Here is a 17,484-nt window from a genome sequence, read left to right on the forward strand (position 1 = left end):
TCCAAGCGGACTAACTGACCATGGCCACCGCCACCACAGCCAACCCCACCATGAGCGCGCCGGCGGCGCCGTCCGACCGCATCGCGCCGCGGCGTCTGATCGCGTTCCTGATCATGGTGTTCGGCATGTTCATGTCGATCCTGGACATCCAGATCGTGTCGGCGTCGCTGACCGAGATCCAGGCGGGTTTGTCGGCAAGCTCCAGCGAAGTGTCATGGGTGCAGACCGCCTATCTGATCGCCGAGGTGATCGCGATCCCGCTGTCCGGCTTCCTGTCGCGCGCGCTCGGCACGCGGCTGTTGTTCGCGATCTCGGCGGCCGGCTTCACCATCTCCAGCTTCCTGTGCGGCTTCGCCTCCTCGATCGAGCAGATGATCCTGTGGCGCGCTCTGCAGGGCTTCCTCGGCGCCGGCATGATCCCGACCGTGTTCGCCTCGGCCTACACGGTGTTTCCGCGCACCAAATTCCACATCGTCGGTCCGATCATCGGCCTCGTCGCCACGCTGGCGCCGACGGTGGGCCCGACCGTCGGCGGCTACATCACCGATGCGATGTCCTGGCACTGGCTGTTCTTCGTCAACATCCCGCCGGGCATCCTGATCACGATCGGCGTGCTGGCGCTCGTCGATTTCGACGAGCCGCATTTCGAGCTGCTCGATCGCTTCGACTGGTGGGGCCTGTTGTTCATGGCCGGCTTCCTCGGCTCGCTCGAATACGTGCTGGAGGAGGGGCCGCAATATGAATGGCTGCAGGACACCTCGGTCGCGATCTTCGCTGCGGTCTGTGCCGTCTCGGCGGTGTGCTTCTTCTGGCGGGTGCTGACGGCCGACGAGCCGATCGTCGACCTCTTCGCGTTCGGCAACCGCAACTTCGCGGTCGGCTGCCTGCTGCAATTCTGCATCGGCATCGGCCTTTATGGCCTGACCTACATCTATCCGCGCTATCTCGCCGAGGTCCGCGGCTACAGTGCGCTGATGATCGGCGAGACGATGTTCGTCTCCGGCGTCACCATGTTCCTGATGGCGCCGGTGGTCGGTCGGCTGATGCTGAAGGTCGACATGCGCCTGATGATCGCGTTCGGCCTCGTGATCTTCGCGATCGGCTCCTACCAGATGACCGGCATCACCCGCGACTACGATTTCTGGGAGCTGTTCCTGCCGCAGGTTCTGCGCGGCGTCGGCATGATGTTCGCGATGGTGCCGACCAACAACATCGCGCTCGGCACGCTCGCGCCCGACCGGGTCAAGAACGCCTCCGGCCTGTTCAACCTGATGCGCAATCTCGGCGGCGCCGTCGGCCTTGCCGTGATCAACCAGGTGCTGAACGATCGCACCGACCTGCACATCTCCCGCCTGCACGAGCGCGTCAACTGGGGCAACGCCACTGCGGTGGAGACGCTCAACATGCTGCAGCAGAAGCTGCAGGGCATGGGTGACTCGGCGCTGATGGCGATGAAGCAGCTCTCGCAGATCGTGCACCGTCAGGCCGTGGTGATGGGCTATGGCGATGCGTTCTTCATGCTGACCTGCTTCTACATCGCGCTGAGCTTCATGGTGATGCTGCTCAACAAGCCGAGCTCACCGATGGCCGGCGGCGGCGACGCACATTGACGTGAGCGGCCCCGCGCGCGCCGCGGGTTGCCAAATCATACCCTCGATGGTATGGAACAAAAATTGTCGCTCGAACCGGGGAGATTTGCATGACTGAATCGCATCTGCAGATCGCGTGCACCCGCTCGATGCCTGTTCTGGTGTTCGGCCGCTCGCTTTGAGCACCACCGCCTAACTTCCCAACGCCTGATTACTCATCCGCAGACCGCGCGCCGCGTCACGTCTGCATTATTTGGAGCCGGCTGGCGCTGCGCGCGCGGCCGGATGATGCCATGACCGTCGACGTCTCCGGCCTGAAGGCCGACAAGCGTCCCGCCGCCATCCGCGTCGTGATGCCGTTCGTGTTCCGCCACTGGCGGAAGCAGCCGCGCATGACCCTCGGCATTGCATGCGCGCTGCTGGGCGCCACCGCCGCCGACCTGTTCATGCCGGTGTTCTCCGGCAAGCTCGTCGATGCGCTGACGCTCGGCCCGGCAAACGGCGATGCGCGACATGCCGCGCTGGTGGCATTCGCCGGCATCGTCGCGCTGGGCTTCGCCTCGATCGTGCTGCGATTGTCGGGCCTGCAACTGATCGTGCCGTTCACCCTGCGCATCATGTCCGACGTGGCGCGCGACGCCTTCGTGCGCGTGCAGCGGTTCTCGACCGACTGGCACGCCAACAGTTTCGCCGGCTCCACGGTGCGCAAGATCACCCGGGGAATGTGGGCGCTCGACCTCTACAACGACACTATCCTGCTGGCCCTGCTGCCGTCGCTGTCGGTGCTGCTGGGCTCGATGGTGCTGCTCGGCCTGCATTGGGGCGCGCTGGGTGGGGTCATCGCCGTCGGCGCGGTGCTGTACGTCGCGATGACGGTGGCGTTCTCGACCCGGTACATCGCGCCCGCGGCGCGCATCTCCAATGCCTGGGACACCAAGGTCGGCGGCACCCTGGCGGACGCGCTGAGCTGCAATGCGGTGGTGAAGTCGTTCGGCGCCGAGGCGCGCGAGGACTCCAGGCTGATGCGCGTCGTCAGCCGCTGGTCCCGGCGCGTCAACCGCACCTGGCTGCGCTACAACACCACGGCTGCGGTGCAGCTCGGCGTGCTCTTGTGCCTGCGCTCCTCGGTGATCGGCGGCGCCGTCCTGCTGTGGATGGCGGGCAGGGCCTCGCCGGGCGACGTCACCTATGTGCTGACCAGCTACTATGTGATCCATGCCTATCTGCGCGACGTCGGCATGCACATCAACAACTTGCAGCGTGCGGTCAACGACATGGACGAGCTGGTGGCGATCCATGGCGAGCCGATCGGCATCGTCGATGCCGCCGATGCCAGGCCGATCGCCGTGACGGGCGGCCACATCGTGTTTGATGCGGTGACGTTCCATTATGGCGGCCATCGTGCGCCGCTGTACGATCGGCTGTCGGTGGACATCCGGCCGGGCGAACGGATCGGCCTCGTCGGGCGCTCCGGCTCCGGCAAGACGACCTTCGTCAAGCTGGTACAGCGGCTGTACGACGTGAGCGGCGGCCGGATCCTGATCGACGGGCAGGACATCGCCCATGCCAAGCAGGACTCGCTGCGCAGCCAGATCGCGATCGTGCAGCAGGAGCCGATCCTGTTCCACCGCTCGCTGGCCGAGAACATCGCCTATGGCCGGCCGGGCGCCAGCCAGGCGGAGATCGAGCAGGCGGCGCGGCTTGCGAACGCGCATGAGTTCATCACGCGGCTGCCGAAGGGCTACGGTACGCTCGTCGGCGAGCGCGGCGTCAAGCTGTCGGGCGGCGAGCGGCAGCGGGTGGCGCTGGCGCGCGCGTTCCTGGCGGATGCGCGCGTGCTGATCCTGGACGAGGCGACCTCGAGCCTGGATTCGGAATCGGAGGCGCTGATCCAGGAGGCGATGGAGCGGCTGATGAAGGGCAGGACCGCGATCGTGATCGCGCATCGGCTGGCAACTGTGCGCAGCCTCGACCGCATCCTGGTGTTCGATCGTGGCCGCATCGTCGAGCAGGGCAGCCACGCCGCGCTGGTCGGCAAGCCTGGCGGACTCTATCGCAGCCTGTTCGAGCGGCAGGCCATCGAGTTCGGCCAGCTCTCGGCGGCGGGATAACACAAATGGTGAGGGGCCCGGCGCTGTCGGCGCCGAGCCCCTCATGAACATATCAGCCGGCCTGTAAGCCGGGTTCTGTAGGGCACCGCCACACTTGCGCATGACGATACGCGACGGCCATTCCTCTGGGATCGCGCTTGCGCGTGACCTCGGGCAACCTACCCGGACGGCGAGCCTGACATCGCTCCCGCGGACGTCATCGCCTGACACAAAGTGCCTGGGCGATTGTCTCCGCGTGGCCGTCCCTATTCGGTTTTGCTCCCGGTGGGGTTTACCATGCCGGTTCCGTTGCCGGCCCCGCGGTGCGCTTTTACCGCACCTTTTCACCCTTACTTGCCTCCCTTGCGGGAAGAAGCGGTTCGTTCTCTGTGGCACTGTCCCTGGGGTCGCCCCCGCCGGACGTTATCCGGCACCGCATGTCGATGGAGCCCGGACTTTCCTCCCCGGCGGCCTTTCGGCGCTTGCCGGAGCGGCCGTCCGGCCGACTGATGCGGCCTGAATGGGGCTTTCCGAGCAGCACGTCAAGCCATCACCATGCCGGCGAAAAATATTATCCTTCGCGCGTCGTTCCAGGTCGGCGCCGTTCGACTGGATGTCGGCGATCCAGCCGAACATGAGGAGTAAGTCCGATGCAGTATCTGTTGATGATCTATCTGAACGAGGTCGAATACGCGAAGATGGAGAAGGCGGCCGAAGGGAAGATGCTGGCGGAATATCAGGCCTTCACCCAGTCCATCATCTCGAGCGGCAACTACAAGGGCGGCGATCGGCTGCAGCCGACCATGACGTCGACCACCGTGCGGGTGCGGGACGGCAAGATCCTCACGACCGATGGTCCGTTCGCCGAGACCCGCGAGCAGCTCGGCGGCTACTACATGATCGAGGCCAAGAATCTCGACGAGGCGATCGGGATTGCCGCGCGGATTCCCGGCGCCCGGCTCGGCTCGATCGAGGTGCGGCCGGTCTGGCAATACAATCATTGAGACCGGTGCGGCTCGCTGCCGAGAAGGTCACCGATGACGCCCGATGCGATCGACAAGGTGTTCCGCGATGAGGCCGGCCGCGCACTCGCGACCTTGATCCGGCTCGTCGGTGACTTCGATCTGGCCGAGGACGTGCTGCAGGATGCGTTCGCTGCGGCGCTGCTCAAATGGCGGGGGTCCGACGCTCCCGCCAACCCGCGGGCGTGGCTGGTCAATGTCGCCCGCAACAAGGCCATCGATCGCATCCGGCGGCGGAGCAATTTTCGCGACAAGGAGGCGGAGATCGTTCATGCGATCGAGCGTGATGCCGCCAGCGACGACGCCGACGCGCCGGCCGATCTCGACGACGACATGCTGCGGCTGATCTTCATCTGCTGCCATCCGTCGTTCGCGCCGGAGGTCCAGGTCGCGCTGACGCTGCGCACGGTCTGCGGCCTCACCACCGCCGAGGTCGCCCGCGCTTTTGTCACCGGCGAGGAGGCGATGGCGCAGCGCGTGGTCCGCGCCAAGCAGAAGATCCGCCTTGCCGGCATTCCCTATGAGGTGCCGGGACGCGACGCGCTCGAGGAGCGGCTGCGCGGCGTCCTGACCGTGATCTATCTGGTGTTCACCGAGGGCTATCTCGCGACCTCCGGCACGGAGCTGATTCGCGAGGATCTCGCGCGCGAGGCGATCCGGCTGGGTCGGCTGCTGCTTGGCTTGATGCCGGAGGCGCGCGACATCAAGGGCCTGCTCGCGTTGATGCTGCTGCACGATGCGCGGCGCGCCGGCCGAACCGATGCGGCGGGCGACATCGTCCTGCTGGAGGAGCAGGACCGCTCGCTGTGGAATCGCGAGCAGATCGCCGAAGGGCTGGGGCTGGTCGAACAGGCGCTGGGCATGAAGGGGCTGCCGCAGTCCTACACGGTCCAGGCGGCGATCGCCGCGCTTCATGCCCAGGCGTCCAGTTACGCTGAAACGGACTGGCGGCAGATCGTGGGCCTCTACGAGGTTCTGCTGCGGATCGCGCCTTCGCCTGTGATCGAGCTCAATCATGCAGCCGCTGTCTCGATGGTCGACGGCCCGGCGCGGGCGCTGGCGCTGGTCGATGCGCTGGCCGCCCGTGGCGGATTGAAGCAGTACGATCTGCTGCCGGCAGTGCGGGCGGACCTCCTGCGGCGGCTCGGCCGGCGCGACGAGGCAAGCGCGGCCTATCGCGAGGCGAGCGCAGCGACGCAGCTCGCGCCGCTCAGGCGTCTCTATGCACGCCGGCTCGGGGAGCTCGACGCGGAGGCCTGACGCGTCAGGCGCGCGGCGCCTGATCCTCGGCCGGAAGGCTCGTCAGCAGCGCATGCAGCGTCCACAAGGTCGAGCGGTCGGCGATGCCGTCGATCTTTTCGGGGCGGAAGTGTCGCTGGAACGCCGTGACCACATCCATGGTGATGCCGTCGAATTTGCCGGTGATCGGCACGCCATAGCCGTATTTGGCGAGCGCCTTCTGCAGGCCCTTGACGTCGTCGCCGATGCTGCCGAGCTTCAGCGTCTCGCCCTTGGTGATCGCCGCCGGCTGCACCCAATGGCCGACGCCGGAATTCGCCAGCGAATGCCACGGAAATTTCTCGCCCGGATCCTTCTTGCGGGCGGGCGCGACGTCGGAATGCCCGAGCACGCGATGCGCCGGGACGTTGCGGCGGAGCATGATGCCCCGGCACAGCGCGATCACCGCCGCGATCTGCCGCGGTGGGAAATCCGGATAGCCCCAATCGTGGCCGCGATTGACGATCTCGACGCCGATCGAGCAGGAATTGATGTCCTCCTCGCCTCCCCATGACGAGAGACCCGCGTGCCATGCGCGCAAGGCCTCCGGCACGCACTGGACGATGCGTCCGTCCTCGAGCACGACGTAATGCGCGGAGACCTCGCTGCCGGCGGTACACAGCTTGGTGATCGCCCCTTCGACATCCGGCATGCCGGTGTAGTGCAGAATGATCATGTCCGGCTGGCGCCCGCCCTTGCGCTCGCCGAAATTGGCCGACGGGATGACGTCGGAGGCGACCGACGAGTCCGGCGTAAAGACCGGCAGGTCGGCAACGCCTTTGGGGATCGGCAGCGCACGAGAACGCTTCGATTCCGGCTTGTCGGAGGGATTGGGCATGAACGACTCGAAGCGGACGGCGGCGGCGATGGCTCAAACCGGATATGGGCAGGCACTACTCTTTTACATGTCCCAGCCGCAATCGAAATCGCATGCGAGCCCTCGATATTGAGCCGACCGTTGTATCGCGACGGCACGTCCGCCGACCGGCGCGCCGGCTCTGCTTCGCACTCCAAGTGCCTAACATCCGCCACAGACCGTCAACGGTTTGTTAACGCTAAACGCCGTTACTGAGTGGTGAAGAGCCAAGCCGGCTTTCGGGACGGCAAGCCGCCACGATGCAAGGTCCTGCACGGCAGATTACGATCGAAACCGGTTCCGGGGCGCTCCGGCGCCGTGCGATCGCTGTCGGATCGAGGGTCTCGACATGGCCGGATCGTGCTGCTGATGTCGTGACGGCTCCACGGATGACGGAGCGTCCCGAGAGATGGCTTGGCGAGTTGACGGGGCGCGAGGATCGAAGACGCGATGGGCTCGCTGCCGACCAAAATCAGTCTGAAGCAACGGCGCGCTCGCGGAGCGGCCGCGTGAGTACGGCTGACCAGCGACACGTCCCGGTGCTCGGCCCCGAAGCGGTCGAGATGCTGGCGCCGCGCGACGGCGGAACCTACGTCGATGCGACCTTTGGCGCCGGCGGCTATACGCGCCTGATCCTGGCGACGGCGGGAACACGGGTCATAGGGATCGATCGCGACAGCACTGCAATCGCCGGCGGCGCTGGTCTCCTCGCCGAAGCGGGCGATCGCCTGAAACTGGTCGAGAACCGCTTCTCGGCATTGGCCGACATCTGTGCATCGCAAGGCCTCACGCATGTCGACGGCGTCGTGATGGATGTCGGCGTCTCCTCGATGCAGCTCGACTCCGCCGCGCGCGGCTTCTCGTTCAGGTTCGACGGCCCGCTCGACATGCGGATGGGCGGCACGGGACCGACGGCCGCCGATGTCGTCGCCCACGCTGCCGAGCGCGCTCTGGCCGACGTCATCTATATCTTTGGCGAAGAGCGGCACTCGCGCGCCGTGGCGCGGGCCATCGTGGCCGCGCGCAAGGAACAGCCGATCACGACGACGCGGCAGCTTGCCGACATCGTCGCGCGCGTGGTGAGATCCAAGCCTGGCGACATCCATCCGGCGACGCGCACGTTCCAGGCGTTGCGCATTCTCGTCAACGAGGAGCTGGACGAGCTCGAACAGGCGCTGTCGGCCGCGGAGCGCGTGTTGGCACCGGGCGGCCGGCTGGCGGTCGTCTCGTTCCATTCGCTCGAGGACCGCATCGTCAAGACGTTCCTCGCCGAGCGCAGCAGAACCGGCGGCGGCTCGCGCCATTTGCCCGAGATCGCGCAGGAGGCACCGAGCTTCCAACTGCTCAACCGCAAGCCGGTCGTGGCCGCGGAGGCCGAGACCGACGCCAATCCGCGGGCGCGGTCCGCCAAGCTGCGCGGTGCCGAGCGTACGGCCGCGCCGGCGCACGCTTCGGCATCTTCTTCGCCCTGGCCGCGCCTGGCCGATGTCCTGCGAGGAGGCTGACCGATGCGCCTCCTGCACCTCGTCGTGATCTGCTCGCTGATCTTCGCGGCGGCCTATGTCTATCGCATCAAGATGGACTCCACGGCACGGGTCGAGCGCGTGCTGCAATTGCGCGCCGAGATCCGCGAGCAGCGCGAGGCCATCGCAGTGTTGCGCGCGGAATGGGCCAAGCTCGACGCGCCGCTGCGGCTGCAAGGGCTGGTCGAGCGGCATCTGCCGCTGAAGCCGCTCAACGCCACGCAATACGACAGCCTGAAGAATCTGCCGGAGCGGCCCCCGCGATTTGCGCGACCGGACAATCCGGATCCGATCGGATCGATGATCGATGCGATCGACGCGATCAACGAAGAGCCCCCCGTGACCGGGTCAGTGCGTCGCCCGGAGGATCAGCAATGACCGATCAGCTTCGGCCCGACGTCAAGCCGCAGGAACCCTGGCGGCAACGTCTGGTGCGCACGCTGCTGTATGGGCGCGATGTCGATCGGACTGCCAAGGCGCGCGCGCGCGTCGGCCTCGCGATCATTGCCTTTGCCGCCGTCTACGCGGTGATCGGCGGCCGCCTCGTGATGTTCGCGATCGGCTCGGATGGTCCGAGCGCGCGGCGCGCCGCGCAGCAGGACGCCATCGCCACCGCGCGCCCCGATATCGTCGACCGCAACGGCGCCGTTCTCGCCACCGACGTGAAGACGCCGAGCCTGTTCGCCGAGCCGCGTCGCCTCATCGACAAGGACGAGGCGATCGAGCTACTGACGGCGACCTTGCCGGATCTCGATACGGGCGAGGTCCGCGACCGACTGATGTCGCGCAAGGGCTTCGTCTGGTTGAAGCGCGAGATGACGCCGAAGCAGCAGCAGGACATTCATCGCCTCGGCCTGCCGGGCATCGGCTTCCTGCGCGAGAACAAGCGTGTCTATCCGACCGGCAACGAGGTGGCGCATCTGATCGGCCTGGTGAACATCGACAACCAGGGCATCGCCGGCATGGAGAAGTGGCTCGACAATCAGGGCCTCGCCGACCTGCATCGCGCCGGCTTCGCCACCGACCGACTGCAGCGGCCGGTTGAACTGTCGGTCGACCTACGCGTCGAGCATGCGCTGCGCGACGAACTGCTCAAGGCCAAGGAGAAGTTCAAGACCAAGGCGGCCTCCGGTCTCGTCGTCAATGTCAGGACCGGCGAGATCATCGCCATGGTGTCGCTGCCGGATTTCGATCCCAACAACCCGAAGGAAGCGCACGATCCAGACCGGATCAACCGCCTCACCACGGGTGTCTACGAGATGGGCTCGACCTTCAAGGCGTTCACCCTCGCGATGGCGCTCGACACCGGCAAGTATGATCTCAACTCGCTGTGGGATGCGCGCGGGCCGCTGCACTACGGCAAGTTCGCCATTCACGACGACGAGCCGAAGGGCCGCTTCCTTACCATGAAGGAGGTGTTCACCTTCTCCTCCAACGTCGGCGCCGCCAGGATCGCTTTGACTCAGGGCGTCGAGGGCCACAAGGCATTCCTGCGCAAGATGGGCCAGTTCGACCGGCTGCGCACCGAGTTGCCGGAGAGTGCCTCGCCGATCCTGCCCAAGCGCTGGAGCGAATTGAACACGATCACGATCGCGTTTGGTCACGGCATGGCGGTGGCGCCGCTGCAGGGCGTGATGGGCGTCAGCGCGCTGGTCAATGGCGGCTATCTGATCCCGCCGACCTTCATGAAGCGCACCGAGGCGGAGGCGATGCAGGTCGCCAAGCGCGTGATCAAGCCGGAGACCTCCGAAAAGATGCGCTATCTGATGCGTCTGAACGCCGAGATCGGCACCGCGCGCAAGGCTGACGTGAAGGGCTACTACATCGGCGGCAAGACCGGCACCGCCGAGAAGGTGATCAACGGCCGCTACGCCAAGAAGAAGGTGCTGACCCTCTTCACCGCAGTGATCCCGGCGGACAAGCCAAAATACCAGCTGCTGATCATGCTGGACGAGCCGCAGCCGTTGAAGGAAACCTATGGCTTCATCACCTCGGGCTGGAACGCGGTGCCGACCGCCGGCAACGTGATCTCCCGGATCGGGCCGCTGCTGGGAATCGAGCCCCGGTTCGACCTGCCGCCGTCCGACCGCCAAATTCTTGCGGCATCGCGGCTGACACAGTAAGCCGTCGTCGAATCGCAGGCTTTGGAGCTGCCGCCATCCCCGGGCGGGGCCAGGACTGGCACGGAACCAGGATGAAACTTCACGACCTCCTGGGCGATCAGGCGACGCTCGACGCTCCCATCGCCGCAGTCGAGATATCCGGCCTCGCCGTCGACAGCCGCGCCGTGCGGCCCGGCGACCTGTTTTTTGCACTCTCCGGCACCAAGACCGATGGTTCCCGCTTCATCGCGGCGGCGATCGCGGCCGGCGCGGTTGCCGTAGCCGGTGGGGCGGGTCCTGGAACAGAGCTGGCCGTTCCATTCATCGCGCTGCCGAACCCGCGGCGGGCGCTCGCGCTGGCTGCGTCGCGGTTCTATCCGCGCCAGCCGGCAACGATTGCCGCCGTCACCGGCACCAGCGGCAAGACGTCGGTCGCCGCCTTCACGCGGCAGATCTGGCAGAAGCTCGGCCACAGCTCGGCCAGCATCGGGACCGTCGGGCTGGTGTCGGACAAGCGCACCGTCTACGGCTCGCTGACGACGCCCGATCCGATCGCGCTGCATCGGCAGATCGACGAGATCACGCAGGACGGCGTCACCCATCTGGCGTTCGAGGCCTCGTCGCACGGGCTCGATCAGTTCAGGCTCGACGGTGTCAGGGTCTCGGCCGGCGGGTTCACGAACCTATCGCGCGACCACATGGACTATCATCCGGATATCACGCACTACCTCAACGCCAAGCTCAGGCTGTTCCGCGATCTCGTTCCGCCGGGCGGGCCTGCGGTGATCTCGGCCGATCATGAGTGCTCGCCGGAGGTCATCGCTGCGGCGCAGACGCGCGGTCTTCGCCTGATGACGGTGGGGACCCATGGCGATGGCGCGGGCGAGGGCATCCGTCTCGTGGCCGCTGCAATCGACGGCTTTGCGCAGCAGCTCCAGATCCAGCATTGCGGCCGCATGCATGCGGTCCGGCTGCCGCTGGTCGGCGCGTTTCAGATCGAGAATGCGCTGGTCGCAGCGGGCCTTGCGATCGGCACCGGCAGCGATCCGCAGGCCGTGTTCGAAGCGCTCGAGCAGCTCGAGGGCGCCAAGGGCCGGCTTGAGCTGGTCGGCGAGCACAATGGTGCGCCCATCTTCATCGACTACGCGCACAAGCCGGACGCGCTCGCCAAGGCGCTGCATGCACTGCGGCCCTATGCCGCCCGAAAACTCGTCGTCGTGTTCGGCGCCGGCGGCGACCGTGACACCGGCAAGCGTCCCTTGATGGGCGCGATCGCCGCCGAAGAGGCCGACAGCGTCATCATCACCGATGACAATCCGCGCAGCGAGGATCCGGCTGCGATCCGCGCCGCGATCCTGGCGGCCGTACCCGGGGCGCGCGAGATCGGCGACCGGGCGGAGGCGATCCGGGTCGCCATCGGCGAGCTGCAGCTCGGCGATGCGCTCGTGATCGCCGGCAAGGGCCATGAGACCGGACAGATCATCGGCAGCAATATTCTGCATTTCAGCGATCATGAAGCGGTCGCGGACGCGTTGGCATCGAGGACATCATGACGAAGGCGCTGTGGACCGTGGCAGAGGCGGCGCGCGCGCTCGGCCTCACCGGCGACTATCCGGAGACTCGAATCGACTTCGTCACGCAGGACAGCCGCGCGGTGAAGCCCGGCAGCCTGTTCGTGGCGCTGAGCGGCACGCCGAGTGGCGGCTTCGTGTCGAGCTTTGCCTCCAGCCGCGATGGCTGGGAGTTTGCGGCGAACGCCGAAGCGGCTGGCGCGGTGGCGATGATCGTGCCGCACAGGATCGATGGCGTCACCGTGCCGCAGCTCGTGGTGCCGGACACGCTGATCGATGGATTGTGGGCGCTGGCGCGCGCCGCGCGGGCGCGCTTCCACGGCCCGGTGATCGGGTTGACCGGCAGCGCCGGCAAGACCTCGACCAAGGAGTTCATCGCCGCCTATCCCGGAGCGTCCGCGAGTCCGTCCAGCTTCAACAATTTCTGGGGCGTGCCGCTGACGCTGTGCAACGCCGACCCCTCCGCTTCGGTCTGGGTCGTCGAGATGGGCATGAACCAGACAGGCGAGATCGCGCGGTTGACGGAGCTGTCGCAGCCGACGGTGGCGCTGGTCGTCAACGTCCAGCCGGTGCATCTGGAGAAGCTCGGCAGCCTGGAAGCGATCAGGAAAGAGAAGGTCTCGATCGCGCGCGGTCTGCCAGCCGATGGCGTCCTCGTGCTTCCCTCAGATCTCGCGGCGCCGGAATGGACGGGCAAGGTGATCCGCTTCGGCGGCGATGCGGAGGTGCGCGAGCTCTCGCACAACTCGCGCGGCGAAGCCTGGGATGTGATCGCCGATGTCGCCGGTCGTCGCGTCGCATTTGCGCTGACGCCCGGTGCGCCGCATCGCCTGCACAATGCGCTGGCGGCGCTGGCCTCGATCGCAGCGGCCGGGCTCGATCCGGCGCTGCTCGCGCCGACGCTCGGCCATGTCGGCATCATGACGGGCCGTGGCGTCGAGCAGACCGTCGGCGACATCGTTCTCATCGACGACAGCTTCAACGGCAATCCGGCCAGCATGGCGGCAGCGCTCGACAGTCTGCAGGCGCGACCGGTGCGGGGGCGGCGCATCGCCGTGATTGGCGACATGCTCGAGCTCGGCGCCGAGGCGCCGGCCTATCATCAGGGGATGGTGGCTCATCTCGCCGGGGTCGATGGCGTCTATTGCGTCGGTCCGCTGATGCGTCACCTGTTCGACAGCCTGCCGCACGCAAAGCGGCTCGGCTGGCACGAGGATCCGGTGACGCTGGATCCCGGCCGGGTCGCGGCGCTGCTGGCGCCGGGCGACGTCGTCGTCATCAAGGGCAGCAAGAAGATCTTCTGGGTCAACAAGTTCGTGTCGAAGCTCGCCGCGGCGCTGCAGCGGCCCGCTTGAAAATCGGGCGATATCGCGGCGCGGCAGAACGATATTTTCCACTGGCGGTCGAAGCGATCGTGCCGGACGGGTCTTTCCGCCGGCCTATGATTCGCACCCGGCCCCGATCATGGTTAAAAGAGGCTGGACCGGATTCGCGAGCGAATCCGTGTTCGCGGTCTCGGTGAGGCGGCATAGGCGGGTTGGATGTTCTACTGGTTGATCGAGCTGACGAATACGTTTCCGAGCCTGTCCGTGTTTCGCGGATTGCTGAACGTGTTCCGCTACATCACGTTCCGTACGGGCGGCGCGGTCGTCACCGGGGCGCTGTTCGTGTTCCTGTTCGGGCCGTGGATCATCGATCATCTGCGCCTGCGCCAGGGCAAGGGCCAGCCGATCCGCACCGACGGCCCGCAATCGCACATCATCAGCAAGAAGGGCACGCCCACGATGGGCGGCCTGATGATCCTGTCGGGCCTCGTCGTCTCCACCGTGCTGTGGGCCAATCCGCTCAACCCCTACGTCTGGATCGTGCTCGCGGTGACACTCGGCTTCGGCTTCGTCGGCTTCTATGACGACTATCTGAAGGTGACCAAACAGTCGCATTCCGGCTTTGCCGGCAGACTACGTCTGCTGATCGAGGCTGCGATCGCGCTGGTCGCCTGTTATGCGCTGGTGCGGCTCGGGCGCGATCCGTCCGCGACCGGGCTTGCCATTCCGTTCTTCAAGGAACTCGTCATCAAGTTCGGCTGGCTCTACGTCATCTTCGGCGCGTTCGTCATCGTCGGCGCCGGCAATGCCGTCAACCTGACCGATGGACTCGACGGCCTGGCCATCGTCCCGGTGATGATCGCCTCCGCCAGCTTCGGTCTGATCGCCTATCTCGCCGGCAACGCGGTGTTTTCCGATTACCTGCAGATCCATTATGTCGCGGGCACTGGCGAGCTTGCCGTGCTGTGCGGCGCGGTGCTCGGCGCGGGCCTCGGCTTCCTCTGGTTCAACGCCCCGCCGGCGTCGATCTTCATGGGTGACACCGGCTCGCTGGCCCTCGGCGGCATGCTCGGATCGATCGCGGTCGCGGTGAAGCACGAGATCGTGCTGGCGGTCATCGGCGGCCTGTTCGTGCTGGAGGCCGTGTCGGTGATCGTGCAGGTGGCCTCGTTCAAGCTGACCGGCAAGCGCATCTTCAAGATGGCGCCGATCCACCATCATTTCGAGCAGCTCGGCTGGACCGAGCCGCAGATCGTGATCCGGTTCTGGATCATCTCGGTGATGCTGGCCCTGGTCGGTCTCTCGACCTTGAAGCTGCGCTGACATGATCCCCGTCACCTCATTCGCCGGCAAGACCGTCGCCGTGTTCGGGCTCGGCGGCTCGGGGCTGGCCTCGTGCCACGCTTTGCGCGCCGGCGGCGCCGAGGTGATTGCGGCCGACGACGGCGCCGATCGGATGACGGAAGCGGCAAAAGCTGGCTTCATCACCGCCGATCTGCGCACCGTCTCCTGGGCGAACTTCGCCGCCCTGGTGCTGGCGCCGGGCGTGCCGCTGACCCATCCGGTGCCGCATTGGAGCGTGTTGAAGGCGCGCGAGGCCGGGGTCGAGGTGATCGGCGACATCGAGCTGTTCTGCCGCGAGCGCAGGCGGCACGCGCCGGATGCGCCATTCGTCGCGATCACCGGCACCAATGGCAAGTCGACCACGACGGCGCTGATCGCGCATCTGATGCGCGTCGCCGGCTATGATACCCAGATGGGCGGCAATATCGGCACCGCGATCCTGTCGCTGGAGCCGCCGCGGATGGGCCGCGTCCACGTGATCGAGATGTCGTCCTACCAGATCGATCTGACGCCGTCGCTCGATCCGAGCGTCGGCATCCTGCTCAATGTCAGCGAGGACCATATCGACCGCCACGGCACGATCGAGAACTATGCGGCGGTGAAGGAGCGGCTGGTGGCGGGTGTCCAGTCCAAAGGCACTGCGATCGTCGGTGTCGACGACGGTTTTTCGCGGGCGATCGCCGATCGGCTCGACCGGGGCGGCAAGCGCGTCGTGCGCATCTCGGTGAAGAACCCGCTGGCGGATGGGCTGTACGTCGAGCACGAGACGATCGAGCGCAGCGCGGGGGGCGCGCGCAGCGAGGTCGCACGTCTCGGTGGCATCGGCTCGCTGCGCGGTCAACACAACGCCCAGAACGCCGCCTGCGCCGCCGCTGCCGCGCTCGCGATCGGGGTCAGGGAGGATGTGCTGCAGCAGGGGCTGCGCAGCTTCCCAGGTCTGGCGCACCGCATGGAGCAGGTCGGCCGCCGCGGCAACGTGCTGTTCGTGAACGACTCCAAGGGCACCAACGCAGATGCGACCGCGCATGCGCTGTCGTCCTTTGCCGACATCTTCTGGATCGCCGGGGGCAAGCCCAAGGCGGGCGGCATCACCAGCCTCGCCGGCTTCTTCCCGCGCATTCGCAAGGCCTATCTGATCGGCGAGGCGGCTTCCGAGTTCGCCGGAACGCTTGGCGACAAGGTGCCGCACGAGATGTCCGGCACGCTGGAGGTCGCGGTCGCGCAGGCTGCCGCCGATGCGGAGGCCTCGGGATTAAAGGATGCCGTCGTGCTGCTGTCGCCGGCCTGCGCTTCCTTCGATCAGTTCCGCAACTTCGAAATCCGCGGCACGCATTTCCGCGACCTGGTGCAGGCGCTGCCGGGTGTGGAGCGGGTTGTCTAGGCCGCAAACACCGCTGTCGTCCCGGCGAACGCCGGGACCCATACCCGCAGGGAGCAGCTTGAGGCATGCCGGCCATTGGCTCTTTGCCCATCACGACGGCTACGGCGTATGGGTCCCGGATCGGCGCCGCGACGCGCTGGCGCGCGCCACGGCTTGTCCGGGACGACAGTTGAGAGGCCCTTAACCCTTCGATAACCATCCTGGGCGCCAATGGGCCGATGTCTCGGCTCAGGTGGACGCCCGATGCTCTCCCGTGAAGAACGCAATCCGCTGTCCGACTGGTGGTGGACGGTCGACAAGCCGCTGCTCGGCTCCATCCTCGCGCTGATGCTGTGCGGGGTGATCCTGTCGCTCGCGGCCAGCCCGCCGGTGGCGACCCGGATCGGGCTCGATCCGTTCCACTTCTTCAACCGCCACGTCCTGTTCCTGCTGCCGTCGTTCATCGTGCTGATCGGCGTGTCCTTCCTGTCGCCGCGCCAGATCCGGCGCAGTGCGCTGGTGGTGTTCACGATCGCCATCGTGCTGATCGTGCTGACGCTCGCGATCGGCCCGGAGGTAAAGGGCTCGCGGCGCTGGATCACGCTGATCGGCGTCAACATCCAGGCGTCCGAGGCGGCGAAGCCGGCCTTCGTCGTCGTTTCCGCCTGGTTGTTCTCGGAATCCGCGCGGCGGCCCGACATGCCGGCGACCACCATGGCGCTGGTGCTGCTGCTGATGCTGGTGTCGCTGTTGGTGATGGAGCCGGATTTCGGCCAGACCATGCTGATCCTGATGGTCTGGGGCTCGCTGTTCTTCATCGCCGGCATGCGCATGATCTGGGTCGCGGGTCTCGCGGGCGCCGCCGCCGCCGGCCTGTTCGGCGCCTATCTCCTGGTCCCGCACGTCGCCGGCCGCATCAAGCGCTTCATGAACCCGGCCTCGGGCGACACCTTCCAGGTCGACACCGCGATGGAGGCGTTCTCGAATGGCGGCTGGTTCGGACTAGGGCCGGGGGAGGGCATCGCCAAGCGCAGCCTGCCGGACAGCCACACCGATTTCGTGTTCGCGGTCGCCGCCGAGGAGTTCGGCATCATCCTGTGCCTGGCGCTGGTCGCGCTGTTCGCGTTCATCGTGATCCGCACGCTGTCGCGCGCCTATGCGACCGAGGACAGCTTTGCGCGCTTCGCAGCGTCGGGCCTCGCGATCCTGTTCGGCATCCAGGCGGCCATCAACATCTCGGTCAATCTGCAGCTGATCCCGGCCAAGGGCATGACCTTGCCCTTCATCTCCTACGGCGGCTCCTCGATCGTGTCGCTTGCCTATGGCGTCGGCATGATGCTGGCGCTGACCCGGCAGCGGCCGCGGATGGAGGTCGAGGCGGGCGACGCAGCCGGCGCGTTGCGCAACTACGCTTGAGGTCGCCT

The 17,484-nt window shown here is 66.6% G+C and carries 13 protein-coding genes and 1 other RNA gene; 12 read left to right on the forward strand and 2 right to left on the reverse strand.

Going from position 1 to position 17,484, the window contains the following annotated elements; translation table 11 throughout:
• Positions 1 to 20 precede the first annotated feature (20 nt).
• Entirely contained in the window at positions 21 to 1,610 is a 1,590-nt protein-coding gene (locus tag ACQR1H_RS06815) for a DHA2 family efflux MFS transporter permease subunit (protein ID WP_316181703.1), read from the forward strand.
• Positions 1,611 to 1,882: 272 nt separating this feature from the next.
• Positions 1,883 to 3,700 carry an ABC transporter ATP-binding protein gene (locus tag ACQR1H_RS06820; RefSeq protein WP_316236941.1) on the forward strand — a complete coding sequence of 606 codons (1,818 nt, stop codon included), beginning with the start codon at positions 1,883 to 1,885 and terminating at the stop codon, positions 3,698 to 3,700.
• A gap of 48 nt (positions 3,701 to 3,748) precedes the next feature.
• Here the strand turns inward: ACQR1H_RS06820 and rnpB are convergent.
• An RNA gene (rnpB, locus tag ACQR1H_RS06825) (RNase P RNA component class A) lies at positions 3,749 to 4,189 on the reverse strand.
• 140 nt (positions 4,190 to 4,329) lie between these two features.
• Here rnpB and ACQR1H_RS06830 point away from each other — a divergent pair.
• Both ACQR1H_RS06830 and ACQR1H_RS06835 read left to right on the forward strand, forming a co-directional pair.
• Positions 4,330 to 4,683, forward strand: a complete 354-nt coding sequence (locus ACQR1H_RS06830) for a YciI family protein (RefSeq protein WP_434907326.1) — start codon at positions 4,330 to 4,332, stop codon at positions 4,681 to 4,683.
• A gap of 33 nt (positions 4,684 to 4,716) precedes the next feature.
• The gene (locus tag ACQR1H_RS06835) at positions 4,717 to 5,961 is read left to right on the forward strand and encodes an RNA polymerase sigma factor (protein WP_434907327.1); all 1,245 of its coding nucleotides are present in this window, start codon (positions 4,717 to 4,719) and stop codon (positions 5,959 to 5,961) included.
• Between the two features lie 4 nt (positions 5,962 to 5,965).
• On the opposite strand, the gene ACQR1H_RS06840 is transcribed toward ACQR1H_RS06835, so the two are convergent.
• Positions 5,966 to 6,817, reverse strand: coding sequence for an N-acetylmuramoyl-L-alanine amidase (locus ACQR1H_RS06840; RefSeq protein ID WP_315802108.1), 852 nt, complete (start codon positions 6,815 to 6,817; stop codon positions 5,966 to 5,968).
• 527 nt (positions 6,818 to 7,344) lie between these two features.
• On the opposite strand from ACQR1H_RS06840, the gene rsmH reads away from it, so the two are divergent.
• The 8 genes from rsmH to ftsW all read left to right on the forward strand — a co-directional run bounded on the left by rsmH (position 7,345) and on the right by ftsW (position 17,476).
• Positions 7,345 to 8,340: a 16S rRNA (cytosine(1402)-N(4))-methyltransferase RsmH gene (gene rsmH, locus ACQR1H_RS06845; protein WP_316181708.1), complete on the forward strand. Its 996-nt coding sequence runs from the start codon at positions 7,345 to 7,347 to the stop codon at positions 8,338 to 8,340.
• Between the two features lie 3 nt (positions 8,341 to 8,343).
• A complete protein-coding gene (ftsL, locus tag ACQR1H_RS06850; protein WP_315713444.1) occupies positions 8,344 to 8,736 on the forward strand; it encodes a cell division protein FtsL in 393 nt (130 codons plus the stop codon).
• A complete protein-coding gene (locus tag ACQR1H_RS06855; protein WP_315802110.1) occupies positions 8,733 to 10,481 on the forward strand; it encodes a peptidoglycan D,D-transpeptidase FtsI family protein in 1,749 nt (582 codons plus the stop codon). The genes ftsL and ACQR1H_RS06855 overlap by 4 nt, the downstream gene beginning before the upstream one ends.
• A gap of 71 nt (positions 10,482 to 10,552) precedes the next feature.
• Positions 10,553 to 12,013 (forward strand): UDP-N-acetylmuramoyl-L-alanyl-D-glutamate--2,6-diaminopimelate ligase, encoded by a 1,461-nt coding sequence (locus ACQR1H_RS06860; RefSeq protein WP_315802111.1) that lies wholly within the window; start codon positions 10,553 to 10,555, stop codon positions 12,011 to 12,013.
• Positions 12,010 to 13,386 (forward strand): UDP-N-acetylmuramoyl-tripeptide--D-alanyl-D-alanine ligase, encoded by a 1,377-nt coding sequence (locus ACQR1H_RS06865; protein ID WP_316181712.1) that lies wholly within the window; start codon positions 12,010 to 12,012, stop codon positions 13,384 to 13,386. The genes ACQR1H_RS06860 and ACQR1H_RS06865 overlap by 4 nt, the downstream gene beginning before the upstream one ends.
• A 186-nt stretch (positions 13,387 to 13,572) precedes the next feature.
• The gene (mraY, locus tag ACQR1H_RS06870; protein ID WP_315802113.1) at positions 13,573 to 14,679 is read left to right on the forward strand and encodes a phospho-N-acetylmuramoyl-pentapeptide-transferase; all 1,107 of its coding nucleotides are present in this window, start codon (positions 13,573 to 13,575) and stop codon (positions 14,677 to 14,679) included.
• A 1-nt stretch (position 14,680) separates the two neighbouring features.
• Entirely contained in the window at positions 14,681 to 16,081 is a 1,401-nt protein-coding gene (murD, locus tag ACQR1H_RS06875; protein WP_434907328.1) for a UDP-N-acetylmuramoyl-L-alanine--D-glutamate ligase, read from the forward strand.
• Positions 16,082 to 16,324: 243 nt separating this feature from the next.
• Positions 16,325 to 17,476 (forward strand): putative lipid II flippase FtsW, encoded by a 1,152-nt coding sequence (gene ftsW, locus ACQR1H_RS06880; protein ID WP_434907329.1) that lies wholly within the window; start codon positions 16,325 to 16,327, stop codon positions 17,474 to 17,476.
• The last annotated feature ends 8 nt before the right edge of the window (positions 17,477 to 17,484 follow it).

This window comes from Bradyrhizobium sp. HKCCYLRH2015 (assembly GCF_051168215.1).
In the GTDB taxonomy this organism is placed as follows: domain Bacteria; phylum Pseudomonadota; class Alphaproteobacteria; order Rhizobiales; family Xanthobacteraceae; genus Bradyrhizobium.

Bases quoted from the DNA above. Each gene is read 5' to 3' on its own strand.
- ACQR1H_RS06815 (WP_316181703.1), top strand. From the start codon at position 21: ATGGCCACCGCCACCACAGCCAACCCCACCATGAGCGCGCCGGCGGCG.
- ACQR1H_RS06820 (WP_316236941.1), top strand. From the start codon at position 1,883: ATGACCGTCGACGTCTCCGGCCTGAAGGCCGACAAGCGTCCCGCCGCC.
- ACQR1H_RS06830 (WP_434907326.1), top strand. From the start codon at position 4,330: ATGCAGTATCTGTTGATGATCTATCTGAACGAGGTCGAATACGCGAAG.
- ACQR1H_RS06835 (WP_434907327.1), top strand. From the start codon at position 4,717: ATGACGCCCGATGCGATCGACAAGGTGTTCCGCGATGAGGCCGGCCGC.
- ACQR1H_RS06840 (WP_315802108.1), bottom strand. From the start codon at position 6,817: ATGCCCAATCCCTCCGACAAGCCGGAATCGAAGCGTTCTCGTGCGCTG.
- ftsL (WP_315713444.1), top strand. From the start codon at position 8,344: ATGCGCCTCCTGCACCTCGTCGTGATCTGCTCGCTGATCTTCGCGGCG.
- ACQR1H_RS06855 (WP_315802110.1), top strand. From the start codon at position 8,733: ATGACCGATCAGCTTCGGCCCGACGTCAAGCCGCAGGAACCCTGGCGG.
- ACQR1H_RS06860 (WP_315802111.1), top strand. From the start codon at position 10,553: ATGAAACTTCACGACCTCCTGGGCGATCAGGCGACGCTCGACGCTCCC.
- ACQR1H_RS06865 (WP_316181712.1), top strand. From the start codon at position 12,010: ATGACGAAGGCGCTGTGGACCGTGGCAGAGGCGGCGCGCGCGCTCGGC.
- mraY (WP_315802113.1), top strand. From the start codon at position 13,573: ATGTTCTACTGGTTGATCGAGCTGACGAATACGTTTCCGAGCCTGTCC.
- murD (WP_434907328.1), top strand. From the start codon at position 14,681: ATGATCCCCGTCACCTCATTCGCCGGCAAGACCGTCGCCGTGTTCGGG.
- ftsW (WP_434907329.1), top strand. From the start codon at position 16,325: ATGCTCTCCCGTGAAGAACGCAATCCGCTGTCCGACTGGTGGTGGACG.